Origin of the sequence: Zhongshania sp., assembly GCF_041623545.1 — a bacterium.
GTDB lineage: Bacteria > Pseudomonadota > Gammaproteobacteria > Pseudomonadales > Spongiibacteraceae > Spongiibacter.
The window spans coordinates 1-2,309 of sequence record NZ_JBFJWS010000406.1; the positions used below are offsets into that span (position 1 = coordinate 1).

Annotated in this window: 2 protein-coding genes and 1 pseudogene; 1 reads left to right on the forward strand and 2 read right to left on the reverse strand. The window is 55.4% G+C overall.

Features of this window, described 5'->3' with window-relative positions:
• Positions 1-380 (reverse strand): annotated as a pseudogene (locus ABYT30_RS18550) (hypothetical protein); the annotation flags it as partial.
• A gap of 230 nt (positions 381-610) precedes the next feature.
• A complete protein-coding gene (gene coaBC / locus ABYT30_RS18555) occupies positions 611-1,825 on the reverse strand; it encodes a bifunctional phosphopantothenoylcysteine decarboxylase/phosphopantothenate--cysteine ligase CoaBC (protein ID WP_373098000.1) in 1,215 nt (404 codons plus the stop codon).
• A gap of 98 nt (positions 1,826-1,923) precedes the next feature.
• On the opposite strand from coaBC, the gene ABYT30_RS18560 reads away from it, so the two are divergent.
• Positions 1,924-2,309 (forward strand): UPF0758 domain-containing protein (locus tag ABYT30_RS18560; protein ID WP_373098001.1); only part of this gene is annotated, 386 nt, incomplete at its 3' end.

The window sequence follows — 2,309 nt, forward strand, 5'->3', positions numbered from 1 at the left end:
TAAGCTTCAATGACAACGCCGCTGTCACTGATGCTTTTGCGCAGCATATCGATTTCGATGTTATTTCGTAGCCGTGCGGTTTCACTGCGCTCATCAGCAATGCCCTGGGGGCCGAGGATAATTATTTTGCTGTCTACTGCTTCTGGGAAGGCGCGTTGCAAATTTACTTCTAGCTTGTCCCGCGCTTTCAGGTCACCGGTGTTGAGAACTTCGCTGAGTTCAGCGTTGTCGGCTTGCTGCTTCAGCCTGGCGCTGAGCTGATTGATTGCCTCGCGGATGATAACGCGCTGGTGGTCGGCGCTGTTTGCCGTAACAGTATTTATGCGCTGAGACAGTGCGCGAGGCTCCTCAACAATTTGAATCCAATAAAATGCGGCCACTATGCTGCAAATGCTGAGAACGCCTGAAATGACAATGTCGCGTTGAAGTGCGGAAAAGCGCGACGCCTTTTTGAGTTGGCTTGTTGTATTTGTTGATGTTTTTTTGCGCATCGCAGCTTTAGTGTCGTCCTGATCATTTAGAGACTTATAATGGAAGGAACAGAGGACGCTGTCTAGGGAGCTTCGGAAAAACTACGTAGTAACGCATCTGGTCTTGTCGGCACGACTCTTCAGACGTCTTCCTGTTTAGTGCTAAGAAATTGCTGAGCGATGAGCTGAATCAATTGCGCGGCTAATTGATTTTTGCCCATCTGGGCAATGCTCTGCTCGCCTTTGGTGGTTAACACGGTGACCGCGTTGTCATTGGCGTTAAAACCGATGCTGCTGTTGGCAACGTCGTTGGCCACGATCATATCAAGGTTTTTGCGCTGGAGCTTATCGCGGGCGTAGTGCAGCAAATCTTGAGTTTCAGCGGCAAAACCAATGGTGAAAGGCCGCTCAGCGTGTTTGGCAACCGCACTGACTATATCAGGGTTGCGCACCAATTCGATCTGCATACTATCGTTGTCTTTCTTAATTTTTTGGCCGGCGCAATTGATTGGCCGATAATCGGCCACTGCCGCGCAGGCAATAAATATTTGGCATTGGCCCATCGCGGCCATGGCGGCTTCGTGCATTTCGGTGGCGCTGACGATATCAATTCGAGTAACCCGCTCGGGGCAGGGTAAATTAGTGGGGCCGCTGATTAGGGTGACCCGCGCGCCGGCATCGGCTGCGGCACGCGCCAAGGCATAGCCCATCTTGCCGGAGCTGTGGTTGCTGATATAGCGCACAGGGTCAATCGCTTCCCGCGTTGGACCAGCCGTAATGGTCAGCTGTACACCGTCCAGCAGGCGGCTATTAAAGAGCTCTGCGCAACGTTGAGCTAGGTCCTCGGCTTCGAGCATACGACCGGGGCCAACGTCGCCACAGGCTTGTTCACCTGCAGCGGGTCCAAACAGGTGGATGCTGCGCTCAACGAGGATGTTGACATTGGCCTGGGTGGCGGGGTCCCGCCACATACCTTGATTCATGGCTGGCGCAAGCGCGATGGCGGCCGGAGTGGCGAGGCATAAGGTGGTAAGCAAATCGTCGCCGCGGCCATTCGCGAGCCTAGCCATAAAGTCGGCACTGGCAGGCGCGATCAGGATGACGTCGGCCCAGCGGGCAAGCTCGATATGGCCCATACCGGCTTCTGCGGCGGGATCGAGCAGGGTGGTGTGCACTGGGTTGCCGGATAGCGCTTGCAAGGTGAGCGGCGTAATAAACTCCATGGCGGCAGCCGTCATCACCACGCGCACACCTGCGCCGTGGTCTTTTAAGCGACGAATGAGTTCAGCGCTCTTGTAAGCGGCAATACCGCCGGTAACGCCTAATAGAATGTGTCGATTGCTCAGTTGCTTCATTTTGCCGTTCGTCATCGCTGAGTTTGTCGGTATTATGAAGCTTATCGGCGCCGGCGACTACCGGTGTCATAAATCGTATTCTCACCAAGGAGGGTGATATGGCGATCACGGATTGGCCTGCCGATGAGCGGCCTAGGGAAAAGCTGCTGCAGCGCGGCGCCGAGGCGTTGGCTGATGCTGAACTACTGGCGATATTTCTGCGCACAGGAGTTAAGGGCAAATCAGCGGTAGATCTTGCGCGGGAATTATTGGCTGAGCACGGTGGCTTGAGCGCGCTGATCGCGGCCGGCAGGGAGCAGTTTTGCGCCTCACATGGCTTGGGTGACGCCAAATATGTGCAATTGCAGGCGGTGGTGGAAATGTCTCGACGCTATTTGGCCGAGGACTTGCGTCAGCGTCCGGTGTTTGCGAGTGCGGCCACCACGCGGCAGTTCCTGCTGGCGCAGTTGCGTCAAGAGGTGCGCGAGGTGTTTGCGGTGCTGTA